The following is a 13,627-nucleotide window of genomic DNA, read 5'->3' as shown; positions in this document are numbered from 1 at the left end:
TCACTTTGGCCGATGACCTTTTACGGCCAAGGAGAATTGGCGTGATCTGTCAGGGTGTCCCGCTGGGATATAGACAAAACCAAGAAAAGGCAAAATTTTTATAGCAAATTACTTGATCGATTCCTTTATTCGTTCTCGGAATTTCGGGGTTGGCGCATTATACTACATGTAATGCTAGTGCCTTAGAGGCGCGTCACCCATAAAAATGAGCCAATAACGCTTAGCCAGTCGAGGGCATCGTGAAAAATTTATCGCTTAAATGGAAGATCCTGCTCAGTGTCACACTGACCTGTATCGCCGCCGTCTTAGTGACGACCTTCGTCACTGTACGCTCCGGTATCAGCACCGTTGAAGAAACCATCGTTAACGACACCCGCACCCTTGCCCAGGTATTGGGGGAAGCCAGCGTCGGGGCTATTACCTTTGATGACGATATGACCGTAAGTGCGTCACTTAATGCACTAAACGTTAGCCAGCGGGTATTAGGCGCTGTGGTTTACACCAAAGGCGAGCCCTTTGCCTGGTACTCCCGTGCCAGCGAGGGAAAAATGCCGGCGGGCTTGCCGTCACGGCCCAACGCGGCCGGGGTAATCGAGATTGAAAACGGCCTTATTATTACCGAAACCATCAAATCCGACGGTGGCAAAGTCGGTATGATCTCTTTTCAGGTGGATCTGGCTGAGCTAAACACGGTAGTAAGTTCGGCGATTAAAAGCGCGGTATGGGTTGTGATTGTCATCAGCGCCATCGCGGCCGCTTTAGCCTATTTAGTTCAAGCCAGCGTGGTTAAACCGGTTAATAATGTGGTGCGCGCACTGCGCGATATCTCCGAGGGTGAAGGCGACTTAACCCGCCGACTGCCGGTTGAAGGCACTGATGAAATCAGCGAGCTGGCAGCGTGCTTTAACCGCTTTGTCGAGCGCCTGCAGAGTATTATTGGCAATGTGGCTGAGACCGCGGCCGAAGTCGATGAAAGCGCCAATATCCTGTCGCAGCTGTCGCAAGAGAACGAGCGCTCGATTACCTCGCAGCAATCAGATATCCAACAAATTGTTACCGCGATCAAAGAAATGTCGAGCGTAGTGGCCGATGTGACCCAACGTGTTGCCGAAACCGCTGACAACTCGTTGCAAGCCGACAAAGTTGCCATGGGTGGTAAAGAGATCGTGCACGACACCATGAGCCAAATTCAGAGCTTGTCGACCGATATTAAAACCGCCTCTGAGGTGATTGATCGTCTGCGCCAAGAAACGGTTGCCATTGGCACCGTACTGGATGTGATTCGCGGCATCGCCGAGCAAACTAACTTGCTGGCCCTAAACGCCGCCATCGAGGCCGCTCGTGCCGGTGAGCAAGGCCGCGGCTTTGCGGTGGTCGCCGATGAGGTGCGCACCCTCGCCTCGCGCACGCAAAGCTCTACCACCGAAATTCAAGAGATGATCGAACGTCTGCAAACCGGCTCAGCCAAAGCGGTAGAGATGATGACAGCCGGTACCAGCCAAGCCGACGCCTCAGTGAGCCGCGCCAACGAGGCTACCGACTCACTGGAGGACATTACTAAGTACGTGGGTGAGATTCGTGACCGCACCAATCAGATAGCCGCCGCCTCTGAAGAGCAAAGTGCGGCGACGCAACAGATCGAAGTGAACATCGACAGCGTTTCGGGTGTAGCCATTAGCACCGCCGAAAGCTCCAGTCGTATTACCGCTAACAGCGCTAACTTGGCGCAGATGGCTAAGCAGATGTCTGAGTTGGTTGGCCGTTTTAAAATCTGACGTTAACGCCCGCTGAGCCGGGCGAAAATGTGTAAAGTACAAGAACCTGTAAAAGAGATCTGAACCATGAAAAAACTTTTACTTATTAGTTCACTGCTTGCAAGTTTAACTGTATCGGGCTTCAGCGCGGCGTGTAGCGAACCCGCCAAACCGAGCGCTTTTCCAGACCCGGCAACCGCTGTTACCGCACAAATGGTAAAATCTAATAACGAGGTAAAAGCCTACGTTAAAGCCATGGAGGAATACCTCAGTTGCTCGGGGATGTCGCGCGGTGATCAAAAGAAAGCCGTTAAAGACCTAGAGGACTACGCCGAGAGCTTTAACAAACTGATTCGCGAGTTCAAAGCGCGCGGGTAATTAATTTTTAACTTTTAACGCAGCAAAGGATCTGCTGCGTTTGCACCTGAATAATCGGCTGTTTATTGGTTCACCATGAGATTTACCTGGGTTTAATGCCTCGCCCCTACTATCTGCTGTAAAGTTCTTTTACTTGCCCCTCGCTCATAAAACTATACCTTGGAACAAAATATGCTCTATTTGTACGACTTAAACCGTGCAAGCAAGGAGCAAAACCATGAGCGACCCAAACAAGCCAAAACCTACCACGACCGATGCGGGCATTCCCGTCTCTAGTGATGAGCACTCACTTACCGTTGGGCCCAATGGCCCCATAGCGTTGCACGATCACTACTTGGTCGAGCAAATGGCAAATTTTAACCGCGAGCGCATCCCCGAGCGCCAGCCCCACGCCAAAGGTGGTGGTGCTTTTGGTCACTTCGAAGTTACAAACGATGTAAGCAAGTTTACAAAAGCTGCGCTGTTTCAGCCCGGTGTTAAAACCGACACCTTAGCTCGGTTTTCGACCGTCGCCGGTGAGCGCGGCAGTCCGGATACGTGGCGTGACCCTCGCGGCTTTGCCTTAAAGTTTTACACCAGTGAGGGCAACTACGACTTGGTGGGTAACAATACCCCGGTGTTTTTTATCCGCGACCCCATGAAATTTCAGCATTTTATTCGCTCGCAAAAACGCCGTGCCGATACCAACCTACGCGACCACGATATGCAGTGGGATTTCTGGACGTTATCGCCCGAATCCGCTCACCAAGTGACGTGGCTGATGGGGGATCGCGGTATTCCCAAAACTTGGCGTCATATGAACGGCTACTCGAGCCACACATACTTATGGGTTAACACTCAGGGTGAGAAGTTTTGGGTTAAGTATCACTTTAAAACCGATCAAGGCATCGATTTTTTAACCCAAGACAACGCCGATGAGTTAGCCGGTAGTGATGGTGATTTTCACACCCGCGATTTATTTGAAGCGATTAGTCGGGGCGACCACCCCAGTTGGACCATGCACGTGCAGGTTATGCCCTTTGCCGAAGCAGAGACCTATCGCATTAACCCGTTTGATTTAACCAAAGTGTGGCCGCACAAAGATTACCCGTTAATTGAGGTGGGTAAATTTACCCTAAACCGCAATCCCACGGACTATCACACCGAGATCGAGCAAGCGGCGTTCGAGCCAAACAATTTAGTATCGGGTATTGGTATTAGCCCCGATAAAATGCTGTTGGGTCGTATGTTTGCCTACGCCGATGCGCACCGCCACCGCTTGGGTGTTAACTACAAACAAATACCGGTTAACACGCCGCGATCGCCCGTGCACAGCTACAGCAAAGACGGTCCGATGCGCGTACAAAACGTGAGTGATCCGGTATACGCCCCTAACAGCAAAGGCGGTCCCAGTGCTCAACCCGAGCAGTATCCGGCCGAACAAGCGTGGGGCGCTGAAGGTGACTTAGTGCGCAACGCTTATACCCTGCGCAAAGACGACGATGATTTTAGCCAGCCACGCGCCCTGATTAATGACGTTATGGATGACGCCGCGCGCGAGCGTTTAGTCAATAATGTTGTTGGGCATTTATTGGATGGCGTATCTGAGCCAGTACTTGAGCGAGCTTTTGAGTACTGGAAAAATATCGATAGCGATATTGGCCAGCGCATTGAGGCGGGGGTTAAAAAGGCGTAGTTTACAAGTAAGGTTGTCAGTCTAACCCAGTGATCACTGGGTTAGACTTGTAGCGCAATAAATTTATAATCTGTATTAATTCGGCACGGTAGCAGGTTTTTTAGCCTTATGTGCACGCCAAAAGCTAAGCCATAAAAAGACTAAGCTACCCAAAAACAAGCCAAAAAAAGTGGTGATAATTGCCGTCATCTCGAGCGAGGTGGGCGCTGTTGCAATAATTTTTTGTGCGCCGGGCCCTAATGTTTTTAAGGAACTAAGCTCCGTTAAAAATCCATTGCCCACTATTCCGTTTACTCTAAGAATATTCATTACAAACAGAGTAAAAGCAATGTAAAGCGCACTGACAATTACAGTGGCCAGAGCATTCAAATATCGCGCGCCCAAGTGTGATAACGCAATTAGGCCAAACGATACACTGGCCCAAAATTGCATGACCTCCCAAGTGCGGTTTAAATATTCACTAAAAAGGTAAATGATTTCGTATTCCGTCATGTGGGTGGGCTTCCTGTATTTTTATTGATTATAGTGAGAGTAAAGGTGGTTTACGCAAATAGCGATAACCCAAGCGCCGGCGTGCCGCCAGATTGTACGTTTATATAACTGGCAATACTGGTGGGTAGGTCTGCTGTAGTAGTTCGCTGGGGCTCGCTTTGTTGCCATGCTTCGGCGGCCGCCCGAATACTTGCCATGGTCTGGGGGCTAGAGGCAGCCGGGTAAGTTTGACCTTGCTCGGCTCCTGTTGGTTGGCTGCGATAGCTTTGACCCTGTGAAGAACGGCCATCTTGCCAAAATCCAGGCTCAAGAGGGGCATCAGTAACGGGTAAAAATTCGCCGTTGGTTAGAATTGTATCAATAAAGTCCTGAACTTTATGTGACTGTTCGCCGTTGCCTTCATGCCGTGCATCAAGGTTATCGCGCTTTACTTGAGGTTCTCGGGCGATCCGCTCCAGCAGTGGCTGAGTTGTCCCCGTGGGCCTAAATTTAGCGCGCGCGTCGCTCAGCGACATTGAGTCGCTAGCGTATGCCTTCACGGGCGTTATTGAGCTAAAAAATGAGGCCGGTTGGATCATCGAGGTTCTAACGGGTTTGTATAGGGCTGTTGATTATAAAACAACCAATAGCTGGTGTCAGCTATTGGTTGTGTGGCTGTGCTTAGGTTGATCCACAAGCCCTCGGCCGGGCCGTTATCGCTCTAGCTGCGCTTTTGCATGCGTCATAATCGTCAAGTAAGTATCAGTCCAGTAGGTGTCTTTATTATCGCTTAGGTACTTTACCAGCGCCTCGTGGGCCTCGCTCGAAACCGCTAAGTGATCGCCATCAATGCCATGAAAAATGATGTTAATCAGCTGGTGCTGCTGCGCTGCTTGCTGCACATAGGCGATTAGCTCATCACCGGTTTGGCCGTTGGGTAATGCCAACGTAGCAAAGTTGTCTGGTAATTGCTCATTGTCGCCTTTAATGGCAACAAACAAGTCGCGCACCGCTGGAATATAGTTACCGTTACTGGTTTCTACATCGCCACAGGGTGGGGTAAAGGTGCGCTCGGTTTTGCCGTCAATCGCGTGTAACACGCCGTTGGCGACAACTATCTCATCGCGAACCTGCTCGACAACGCGTTTGTCCATATCGTTATAGGGCTTTACCCAGTCGTTGCCCTTGCTGCGTGAGCACGAGTGATAAATGGTGTGGTTGCCCAACTCGTGGCCGGCTTTAGCCGCTTCGCGCCACTCATCGACTCGCTCGGCCATCACCGGCGAGGCCACCATCATATAAAACGAGGCGCGCACTCCGTGACGATTGAGCGCCGGTATCGCATTGTCGAGCTGACTGTTTAGGGTGTCATCGTAGGATAGGCTTACCGCCGCTTCTTGTCCTTGTGGCCAGTGAAAGTCCTTAGCCAGTGCTGTATTAGTGGCAAACAAACTGAATGTTAGCGCTATGATGCGAGATGCTGTTGTCATTGGCGGCGTCCCTGTGACTTATTATGATATAAAATCGCGTAGCGTGATTTTATATCACATACCTTCGTCTCGCTCTACTAAGCATTCGTAAGAGCCCATCTCAAACTCGCGGCAAATCCAGGGGCGCTTGTCATAAATGGTGCACATCATGGTCTCTCGGTCGAGCGCTGAGCACCAACCGTCGTCTAAGCGACGCATTGTTTCGCCGCCCCACTCATCGACCGCGATATGTTTTTCGGGAACGCCAGTGTCTGTAATTAACATAACTTCTAGGCGGCAACAGCATGCCTTACAACTGGTGCAAGATACGTCGCTTTGGGGGAGGTGTGTAGCGCTAATAGTCACAGCATCATTATTCATGGCTGTGATTTTACGCGTTAAAACGATAATTAGCTTGCGAGTTGCTATTTAATGGCAGGTATCTGGTGGGAAACCGCGGGCAGCGCCCGCGGTGGCAGCATTTAACTATCGGCTGGTGCGCTAGTGCTGGCGTTGATCGCTGAAGAAATGCGCTGGCGAAGTTGCTCGCTATCGTTAGCGGCCAGTGCGATTTGTTTGTATTCTTCAAGGGTCAAACCAGTATCGGTAATGGCAGATTTCATCTCGGTTTGCGCTTCTTTTTGCAGCTTCTGAGATTTTTCCGGGCTGTCGGTCATAGCTTGCAGTTTGGTTGCGTACTCTTGGTTGAGAGTTTGTACCGCTACATAGGCCTCGACAAAATCACCCACTTGCTCATCGCTTACATCCATCTGTGGCGCGGTTTTTTCTGGCATGGCCGGAGCGGTCGGTGCCTGAGCACTTTGATCAGCGGCATAGGCACCAGTAGAAGCAATGCCGGCAGCAATAACAACACTTAATAGCGACTGTTTCACGAATTTCATAGTAAACTCCTAGTTACATAAAGTAATGATTAAAAACATACTGCGGTGACGAGGCATGAATCATGCCGATCTGCCAAACGATTGATTCTGTGGCACTGCAGGCGTGTTTTGTTTGCTAGCTTGTAATATTTACCAAGCTGTAATTCGCTTTCGTAAAATATTCTTACGGTTTTAACGCTCAGTTAATAGTTGTGAGCAAACAAAAAAATAAGAAGTTTGAATTGAGTCACACTTAGCGGCTGAGTAGTTTGTCAAAACCAACAATGTATAAAACGACGCTTAGTGGACAAATGCGCTGGCGAGAAGTGCCAAGAAAATAAGTTTGCTATACCTGCCGCTGTTGTCAGCAAAGGTCAGCCTGCACTTTTGGATAAAGACTTATCAGGGGAATATAAATTTTATCACCAGCGGTTACACCGGTGTGCAACTCGCCGGTGCGGGTGATTAGCATTTGCGGTGTGATGCGTTTTTAGTGATCGGGTTTGCGCATAAACAGCATAAGTGGCACGGCGCACAAATACAAAATACCTAACCACAAAAAGATATCATTATAGGCCAGCACCTGGGCCTGGGTGCCGACTCGCTGGGCAATTTGTCCGATAGCGGCGGCGCGCGGGTCACTGGCGGCGCCGGTGACTTGTTGTTCAATCTGAAAAATCTGTTGCGTCACCACATCGCGGGTAGGGCTTATGGCGGGAATTATTTGGTTCCAGTGGTAGTCATTGCGAAGATCTAAAATAGTATCGATAGCGGCAAGCCCTACCGCGCCGCCTAAGTTTCGCATAACGTTAAATAGCCCTGCGCCATTGTTTACTTGCGAGACAGGCATCGTCCCCATGGCTATTCGGGCAGCGGTAATAATACACATCAGCAAGCCCATGCCGCGCACAATTTGTGGCCAAAAAAACTGATCGTAGCCCGCCTCGGCGCTCAGGCAGGCATTCATAATAGAGCCCGATCCTACGAGCAATAAGCCCACCGTTAAAATGTATCGGCCGTCTAGTTTATCCGATAAGCGGCCGGCAATAGGCGCCGTGCAGAACATGGCGGCGCCGGTAACAAACATAACCTCGCCAATTTGCAGGCTATTAAACTGCCGCACTACGCCTAAAAATAGTGGCATTAAGTAAACCAGTCCGTATAGAGCAAGGCCAATAATAAAACCAAAACCGGTACCAATGGCAAAGTTTCGGTCTTTAAAAACCCGTAAGTCGACGATGGGAAAGTCGATAGTCAGTGTGCGCCGAAAAAATAAAACAGCACTGCAAAATGACAGTAGTGCCATGCTGGTAATAGTGTTGCTATTAAACCAATCGTCCCCGGGCCCCTCTTCTAAAACATATTCCAGCGGGCCCAAAAACAGCGCTAAATAGAGCAGACCGCGAAAATCAATTTTTCGAAATAAACTAAAATCGGGCTCATCAATACGCATAAAAAACCAGACGCCCGCGCTGGCGATAATACCCGGAATAATATTCATTAAAAACAGCCAGTGCCAACTAAGGTGCTGGGTAATGTAGCCCCCCAACGTGGGGCCGATAGACGGCGCAGTGGTGGCGATCATACCGATAACGGCCTGCACAGCTCCCATGACGCGCGTGGGAAACAATCTAAAGCCCAGCGCGTAGGCAATCGGGATCATCGCACCGCCGACAAACCCTTGTATTGCGCGTAAAAAAATCAGTTGGTCGATGGTTTGCGCCATGGCGCAGCCAATACTGGCCAGGGTAAATGACAGACATGAAATCACAAACGTTAGCCGAGTGGAGAGCCAGCGAGTCAGCATACCCGATAGCGGAATCATAATAAGTTCGGCGATCAGGTAAGCGGTTTGTATCCAGGATATTTCGTCGGGCGTGGCGGACACACCCGCTTGAATTTCATTGAGCGAACTGGCGACAATTTGGATATCCAAAATGGCCATAAACATGCCTAAAATGGCAGCCACAAAACCAATGCGCTGGCTTATGGGCGGCATTTCCCGAGTATCTGCCATAGTGTTTAATGCCTATTGCTGCGTTGATCAAAATAATAGGTTCGCTATAAAAAGGCAGCCCTATAAAGCGAAGCGTCGGTCTGCTTTATAGGGTGGTTGCCGTCTTTTCGCTGACTAAATATGAGTCTTGCTGTTGGAACGATTGGGTGTCCACGGCGGGAACAACCGATAAGCCCGGCCGCAGTAGCGCCATTTGATCGGCCGGCCCGGTGACTCGAATTCGCACCGGTACGCGCTGGACAATTTTATTAAAATTGCCAGTGGCATTGTCCCGGGGCAACAGGCTGAACTCACTGCCTGCAGCTGGTGCAATAGAGTCCACCACCCCGTTAAATGTTTGCTCGGGTAAGGCGTCAACGGTAAAGGTGGCGGCTTGGCCGATACTCATATGGCCAATTTGGGTCTCTTTATAGTTGGCCAGTACATACACGTCAGGCAGCGGTATTAGATACAAAAGCACCTGTTGCGGCTGTGCGGTATTGCCTACCCGAGCGCCCAAGTTACCGATAATTCCATCGCGGGGGGCGACAATCGTTGTTTTTTGCAGTTGATGCTTTGCGAATCTAACCGCCGATTGGGCCGAGGTAATTTGCGCGTTAGCGCTCTGGCGCTTGGCTGCCAGTACCGCCAGCATTTGCTGGCCGGCCGCGTGCGCCGCCTGAGCTTGCGAGAGGCGGGCTTTGGCAACAGTTTCCGCCGCCTGATTGTTTTGCAGCTGTTGCTTAGAGCCATACTCTTGTTTCGCCAGTGTCTCGGAGCGTTCAAGGTCTAGCCGAGTGCGCTCTAGCTCCGCCTCGGCGGCTTCGATATTGGCCGTTGTTTCATCGATGGTTTTGTGTTGTAACGTGGTTTGCTCGCGTACATCTGCCAGTGCCGCCTGCGCTACCGCAAGCTGCGCTTGGGCCTCGCTGAGCCGCGACTGGTAATCATCGGGGTCAATTTGCAGTAGCAGCTGGCCGCGGCTAACCCGCTGATTTTCGTGCACGGCAACTGCGCTGATGCGGCCCGCAAGCTCCGGGCGCAGGGCTACCGAATCGGCTTTAATATAAGCGTTATCGGTGGTCTCGATAAACCGGTCATGCTGATACCAGTGATAGCCTTTAGTAGCGACGATAATAGCCACAACAATGACCGCTGCCAGCAGCGCCATTTTTTTGGGGGAGGGTTTCATTTGTGAGCCTTTGAGCAAGATTACAAAGTGTAATGAATGTTACACTACAATCTAAGCCTGTCAAGATGGGTGATACTTAGTGGTACCATAAGCCTTCTAAATAAAGAGAGTGTTGAATGAGCGATAAAGTGAGCCCAGATACGCCTAAAGACGCCAGCTATGCCCCGCGCGAGCGCGGGTTACGGCGCCGAGACCGTATTCTCGATGCTGCCACCGAAGTGTTTTTGCAAAGTGGCTACGAGGCCGCAAGCTTACAGGAGATAGTCTCGCGGGCGGGAGGTTCGCTCGCCACCTTGTACCGGCTGTTTGGCAATAAAGAGGGCTTATTTCAGGCGATGGTAGAGCGCAAAAGCGCGCACTTACTGCAGCAGCTAGAGCAACCACGTATCACCGGCAAAGACGCGGCCGACGTGTTGTACGGTGTGGGGGTAAGCTTTTTGGAGTTGGCACTATCGGCCGACGCCCTGGCGCTACAGCGCCTGCTAATTGCCGAAGCCGGTCGCAACCCACGCTTGCGGGAGATCTACATGGCGATCGCCCCCGAGCGTAACCTGCGAGCCATCGCCGACTATCTAGAAGGTGAAGTCGGCGCGGGTAAATTGCAGTTGGACGATTGTTATCTCGCTGCGACACAGTTTATCGGCATGATTAAGGGCAACTACCATATGCGCCGGTTAATGGCCGAGGAGTTTACCCTGAGCTCGCAAGAGCGCGATACCGTGGTGCATCATGCAGTTGGGTTGTTTCTTAACGGATGTAGCTCGACGGCACCCAGTGTTTAAATCCAGAGGCTGTCACCCATAAGGCCTTTAACCTCATCGACACCCCAATGATTATTCAGGCCGCGTTCCCCTAACTCAAAAGAGCTTAACGTACGGCGAGACTGAGCACCCATTTTACTCCTCGTCAGAGCTATGGTTGGTTTTAGGCACCTGCCCTGCCCGTGCCACATGGTTGTTGCGGCTAACGTTCACCAGAGTCTACTGGCAAAACGCAAATGTGACCCAGTTGGCAAAATGCCAGCGTTTACACTGACAGATGTTCAGTGTGCCTCCCATGAAGTACTGGGCTTGCTATAATCCGCGCCAATGGACATGAACCACTGCAAGGAAGGCTAGGGAGCGCTGCGCTCAACCTACACGGTATTTTCTAAGACCCCTCGCTGTATCTACCCCCTGCAAACGGCTTTTTGGTTATTCACCAAAAGCGCCGGCATTGTCCGTTAGTCTCAGTAATCAATTATTTAAAAGGACATGTCATGAAAAAAATAGTGTTTGTATTGTTGGGGGCTTTTGCTTACGTGGGCCTGACCTACTATAGCGGCATCGTTGGAGAGCGCTACATCAAAAAGCAAGTAGCAATGGCGAAAAAACAGCATCCAATGCAAGGTGAGTTATCAGTCTCTGATTATCACCGCGGTATTTTTAAAAGCACGTTTAAAGTAAATTTTGATAATAACGGTGAACAGCTCCAAATCGATAGCCTAAGTCTGAACTCCGATGTAGAGGTGTTCCACGGACCGGTTATCTTCGCCGATGGCGTAAAGTTTGGTTGGTTTTATGCGCTCTCCGAGAACAATAAAATTCAATCCAGTAATAGCGATATTACACAAATGTTAACCAAGCTATTTCCGCAGGGCGTCGGCCATTTAAATATGCTGGGAACCTACGGCGGCAGTCTTGATTCAAGCTGGCACTCTGGGGCGCTTACCTATCAAGAAGACGACGTGTTCTTTGAAGTAGATGGAATTACTATAAATGGCAAAGGAACGTTTGGCTCTCAAGACGCTAAAGGCGATTTATATTTTGGCAAGACGCAGTTTACAAGCGATATGGCAGAGATAACAGCAACACCACTTGAAGGACAGTGGAAGTACACCATGACAGCTGAAGGTGTACCGATCAGTTCATCGTCCGCCACGCTAAAAAAGGTGACTTTCTCTCCCGGCAGCTCGAAAGAAGCTAGTTTAAACAATGTAGAGATGATGCAGCATCAAGAGATTGATAAAACATACCTTAACTCCAGCATGAAAATGACAGTGAAGAATTTTACCGGTCCTTTTGCTGCGCAAGATCTGTACTATGAGCTGGCGCTGGATAAAATGCCTATGGATGCCATGGTGGCTTGGAGCCAGCTTTCTAAGGAGATGAGCGCAGCACAGGAAAACCTTGATTTTGCACAATTTGAGCCAAAAATGCTTGAGGTGTTGGCCAAGATGGCGCACAAAGATATAAGCCTTACAAGCAAATTTGGCGGAAAAGCTTTAGATGGATACGCTAACGCCAACATGCAATTAGGTTTCGACTCCAAGATCGAAGGCAGCATCGGATCTATTAAAGAGTATGTCGCCTTTCTTAAAGGTAATATGAAACTGATTGTTTCTGAAGAAATTGTGGCAGGAACGCCCCTGCAGTTTTTAATTACACCGTATGTTGGTACCTATATTATTCAAAAAGATAACGAATACATTGTAGATGCAAAAATTTCTGAAGGTCAGTTATGGATTGCAGATACCTCCTTTAGTTTAAAGCAGTATTTAGGTTTAGGTGATGCCTACTTGTAGGGTTACTTTTTGGTATAAAAGTAATTATTGCTTATAAAGCTTTTCTTTAGTGTAGTTTTTCACTACAGAGTGTTGTTAGAACGTTTGTGACGGAATACGTATGAATAATGTTAAAAAATATCTGTTAGTGATCCCTCTTGCTTTTGTTTTATGCCTTGGCTTCTGTACACAAGTATTGGCTGAATCCTTTGATGATCTTTTTGCATCGAAAATGGGACAAGCGCAACATTACATCTCTAACGATCAATACCAAGAAGCCTTAGAGGTCGTGAATCACCTGCGGGAGGCTATGGACGATGATGTAGGTGCAGTAGAAATGGCCTATGTGTACAATTTTCAGCGCTACAGCTTGTACGAGTTAGATCGTATCGATGAGGCTGAGAACGTATGTAAAAAATCCATAAAAGATTTAGAAGAATACGCTTTTGAGTGGCAATATTCTGCCGAGTATAATGTTGTCCGGTCAACGTTGCGGGCTTGTTACAATATGGTTGCTTGGCTAGACATGGAGCGGGCGCAAAGTGTTGGTGAGCTTACTGATGCGATTTATAATATCGAGTCTGGATTTTATACGGTCGGCGCAACAGAGGATGACACCGTTGTTGACGAGCTGCGTGAAACTGATGCTTTGATTTACTTGAAAGCGTATGGTTTTGACAAAAGCTACATTAATAAAGCGTACAGTAAACTTTTGTTTTTTTCTGAGAATAAAAGCTTTTTAGATTCAGCCGATCAAAAAATAAAAGATGCCTTGGTGAGCGATTGGTTTAAAAATTACACGTTGCCAGACGCCCCAGAGCAAGGAAGTTTAAAATCGGTACCAAAAGCGACACCTGTGCCGCGAGAGGTTATGGATGAGCTAGTCCAGCTTGCCTCGCAATGCAAAGCTGCCAACATGGCCGACTGCGATACCTTGTACCATATTTCTTTAGCAGATAGTGAGCAAGAAGCCTATGCCGCAAGCTGTGGTGGTCGCGTTCGTGATAAAACAGAGTTCTGCGTAGATTACGCCAAAAAGCATTGGCAAGATAAAACCCCTTCGGGTAAAAAGGTTCCTCGAAAACTATCGGTTAATGCTGCCACTAAATGTTTTGATGGTGATTTAACTGCGTGTGATACTTTGTATTACGCGGCAGCAGGCTCGCAAGCAAACCGTTACGCCCGCACCTGCGGCGGACGGTTTGAGTGGGTAGACTCGCCCTGCTCGTATTTACTGAAAGATTAATCATCTTTGCCATAATCAGGGTG

At 49.3% G+C, this 13,627-nt stretch carries 13 protein-coding genes; 6 read left to right on the top strand and 7 right to left on the bottom strand.

Annotated elements, in window-relative coordinates; all coding sequences use genetic code 11:
* Positions 1 to 239: 239 nt before the first annotated feature.
* The 3 genes from ACGHAD_RS17710 to ACGHAD_RS17700 all read left to right on the top strand — a co-directional run bounded on the left by ACGHAD_RS17710 (position 240) and on the right by ACGHAD_RS17700 (position 3,807).
* Entirely contained in the window at positions 240 to 1,775 is a 1,536-nt protein-coding gene (locus ACGHAD_RS17710) for a methyl-accepting chemotaxis protein (protein WP_339616927.1), read from the top strand.
* A gap of 66 nt (positions 1,776 to 1,841) precedes the next feature.
* Positions 1,842 to 2,132 (top strand): hypothetical protein, encoded by a 291-nt coding sequence (locus tag ACGHAD_RS17705; protein ID WP_339616926.1) that lies wholly within the window; start codon positions 1,842 to 1,844, stop codon positions 2,130 to 2,132.
* A gap of 217 nt (positions 2,133 to 2,349) precedes the next feature.
* Complete coding sequence (locus ACGHAD_RS17700) at positions 2,350 to 3,807, top strand: catalase (RefSeq protein ID WP_382414304.1); 1,458 nt, start codon at positions 2,350 to 2,352, stop codon at positions 3,805 to 3,807.
* Between the two features lie 75 nt (positions 3,808 to 3,882).
* Here the strand turns inward: ACGHAD_RS17700 and ACGHAD_RS17695 are convergent, their stop codons facing one another.
* From ACGHAD_RS17695 to ACGHAD_RS17665, 7 genes are all read right to left on the bottom strand, one after another.
* Positions 3,883 to 4,176: a hypothetical protein gene (locus ACGHAD_RS17695; RefSeq protein WP_390403024.1), complete on the bottom strand. Its 294-nt coding sequence runs from the start codon at positions 4,174 to 4,176 to the stop codon at positions 3,883 to 3,885.
* A gap of 173 nt (positions 4,177 to 4,349) precedes the next feature.
* A complete protein-coding gene (locus ACGHAD_RS17690) occupies positions 4,350 to 4,814 on the bottom strand; it encodes a hypothetical protein (RefSeq protein ID WP_382414306.1) in 465 nt (154 codons plus the stop codon).
* Positions 4,815 to 4,991: 177 nt separating this feature from the next.
* Positions 4,992 to 5,768 (bottom strand): polysaccharide deacetylase family protein, encoded by a 777-nt coding sequence (locus tag ACGHAD_RS17685; protein WP_339616922.1) that lies wholly within the window; start codon positions 5,766 to 5,768, stop codon positions 4,992 to 4,994.
* Between the two features lie 54 nt (positions 5,769 to 5,822).
* Complete coding sequence (locus ACGHAD_RS17680; RefSeq protein WP_339616921.1) at positions 5,823 to 6,128, bottom strand: YkgJ family cysteine cluster protein; 306 nt, start codon at positions 6,126 to 6,128, stop codon at positions 5,823 to 5,825.
* Positions 6,129 to 6,229: 101 nt separating this feature from the next.
* A complete protein-coding gene (locus ACGHAD_RS17675; protein WP_382414309.1) occupies positions 6,230 to 6,649 on the bottom strand; it encodes a DUF4168 domain-containing protein in 420 nt (139 codons plus the stop codon).
* Positions 6,650 to 7,118: 469 nt separating this feature from the next.
* Positions 7,119 to 8,645: a DHA2 family efflux MFS transporter permease subunit gene (locus tag ACGHAD_RS17670; protein ID WP_382414311.1), complete on the bottom strand. Its 1,527-nt coding sequence runs from the start codon at positions 8,643 to 8,645 to the stop codon at positions 7,119 to 7,121.
* An 85-nt stretch (positions 8,646 to 8,730) separates the two neighbouring features.
* Positions 8,731 to 9,816, bottom strand: coding sequence for an HlyD family secretion protein (locus tag ACGHAD_RS17665; protein WP_382414313.1), 1,086 nt, complete (start codon positions 9,814 to 9,816; stop codon positions 8,731 to 8,733).
* Between the two features lie 116 nt (positions 9,817 to 9,932).
* Between ACGHAD_RS17665 and ACGHAD_RS17660 the strand changes: the two genes are divergently transcribed.
* The 3 genes from ACGHAD_RS17660 (at position 9,933) to ACGHAD_RS17650 (ending at position 13,604) form a co-directional block, all read left to right on the top strand.
* Positions 9,933 to 10,598, top strand: coding sequence for a TetR/AcrR family transcriptional regulator (locus tag ACGHAD_RS17660; protein WP_382414315.1), 666 nt, complete (start codon positions 9,933 to 9,935; stop codon positions 10,596 to 10,598).
* A gap of 476 nt (positions 10,599 to 11,074) precedes the next feature.
* On the top strand, positions 11,075 to 12,379 hold the full coding sequence (locus tag ACGHAD_RS17655; protein WP_382414317.1) for a DUF945 family protein: 1,305 nt from the start codon (positions 11,075 to 11,077) through the stop codon (positions 12,377 to 12,379).
* A 100-nt stretch (positions 12,380 to 12,479) separates the two neighbouring features.
* Positions 12,480 to 13,604, top strand: coding sequence for a hypothetical protein (locus ACGHAD_RS17650; protein ID WP_382414319.1), 1,125 nt, complete (start codon positions 12,480 to 12,482; stop codon positions 13,602 to 13,604).
* Positions 13,605 to 13,627: the final 23 nt, after the last annotated feature.

Origin of the sequence: Gilvimarinus japonicus (assembly GCF_042847215.1) — a bacterium.
Classification (GTDB): domain Bacteria; phylum Pseudomonadota; class Gammaproteobacteria; order Pseudomonadales; family Cellvibrionaceae; genus Gilvimarinus; species Gilvimarinus japonicus.
Note: the sequence above shows the minus strand (reverse complement) of the source record. Positions and strands in the feature narration are given on the sequence as shown.

Excerpts from the sequence above, each read along its gene's own strand:
- ACGHAD_RS17705 (WP_339616926.1), top strand. The coding sequence starts at position 1,842 with ATGAAAAAACTTTTACTTATTAGTTCACTGCTTGCAAGTTTAACTGTA.
- ACGHAD_RS17700 (WP_382414304.1), top strand. The coding sequence starts at position 2,350 with ATGAGCGACCCAAACAAGCCAAAACCTACCACGACCGATGCGGGCATT.
- ACGHAD_RS17690 (WP_382414306.1), bottom strand. The coding sequence starts at position 4,814 with ATGTCGCTGAGCGACGCGCGCGCTAAATTTAGGCCCACGGGGACAACT.
- ACGHAD_RS17685 (WP_339616922.1), bottom strand. The coding sequence starts at position 5,768 with ATGACAACAGCATCTCGCATCATAGCGCTAACATTCAGTTTGTTTGCC.
- ACGHAD_RS17680 (WP_339616921.1), bottom strand. The coding sequence starts at position 6,128 with ATGAATAATGATGCTGTGACTATTAGCGCTACACACCTCCCCCAAAGC.
- ACGHAD_RS17675 (WP_382414309.1), bottom strand. The coding sequence starts at position 6,649 with ATGAAATTCGTGAAACAGTCGCTATTAAGTGTTGTTATTGCTGCCGGC.
- ACGHAD_RS17670 (WP_382414311.1), bottom strand. The coding sequence starts at position 8,645 with ATGGCAGATACTCGGGAAATGCCGCCCATAAGCCAGCGCATTGGTTTT.
- ACGHAD_RS17665 (WP_382414313.1), bottom strand. The coding sequence starts at position 9,816 with ATGAAACCCTCCCCCAAAAAAATGGCGCTGCTGGCAGCGGTCATTGTT.
- ACGHAD_RS17660 (WP_382414315.1), top strand. The coding sequence starts at position 9,933 with ATGAGCGATAAAGTGAGCCCAGATACGCCTAAAGACGCCAGCTATGCC.
- ACGHAD_RS17655 (WP_382414317.1), top strand. The coding sequence starts at position 11,075 with ATGAAAAAAATAGTGTTTGTATTGTTGGGGGCTTTTGCTTACGTGGGC.
- ACGHAD_RS17650 (WP_382414319.1), top strand. The coding sequence starts at position 12,480 with ATGAATAATGTTAAAAAATATCTGTTAGTGATCCCTCTTGCTTTTGTT.